The sequence below is a fragment of the Thiorhodococcus mannitoliphagus genome, from assembly GCF_010915725.1.
Lineage (GTDB): Bacteria > Pseudomonadota > Gammaproteobacteria > Chromatiales > Chromatiaceae > Thiorhodococcus > Thiorhodococcus mannitoliphagus.
On sequence record NZ_JAAIJR010000431.1, the window covers coordinates 1 to 595 of the forward strand.

General features: G+C 62.7%; 1 protein-coding gene. It reads right to left on the reverse strand.

What is annotated here, in order from left to right; genetic code table 11:
• Positions 1–595: transposase (locus G3480_RS27290; protein ID WP_164657299.1), on the reverse strand; the 595-nt coding region annotated here is incomplete at both ends.

Below are 595 nucleotides of genomic sequence, written 5' to 3' on the forward strand. Positions count from 1 at the left end.
TGAGGAGGATGTCGGTGGTGCGCCCGCTTCTTGGGCCATTTGCTCATCTTTTGTTTGATGACGCGGGGATTGATCCGGTGACGGCGCGGCGGGAGGATTTCCTCGGCGACTTCCTGCACGAGGCGCTGGTACCACTGCTGAATCCTCCGCGGCCCGGTCGGGCACTCGGGCAAGCGGCAGCGCAGGATCTTGAGTGCACCGGTAAAGGAGATGCGCTGCGGGTCGATGTTCTGGGTTGCGGCCGCCTCCTGCATCAGCGCCCGGATCAGATAATGCGCGAGCATCAAGGCGTAGACTTCTTGCACGACCCCGGCGGGGGTCTGACTGCGCAGCACGGGGCGTTCGCGCTGATGGGTCTTGAGTTCGTCAAAGGTGATTTCTTCTTCCCAGCGCTCATGGTACAGGCACACCAGGGTGCGGGCCGGGTCCAAGTCGGCATCAAGCAAGGTGGTCAGCAACCGATGACGCTCCGTCTTGCCGGGACGCTGCGGGTCATCGAGTGTGTATTCGATCAGGCGTACCAGCAGGCCGTGACGATCACGGCGCCGATCAGCGGCGTTAGGATACAACTTGGCGAGGTACGAGCCATCGGGCA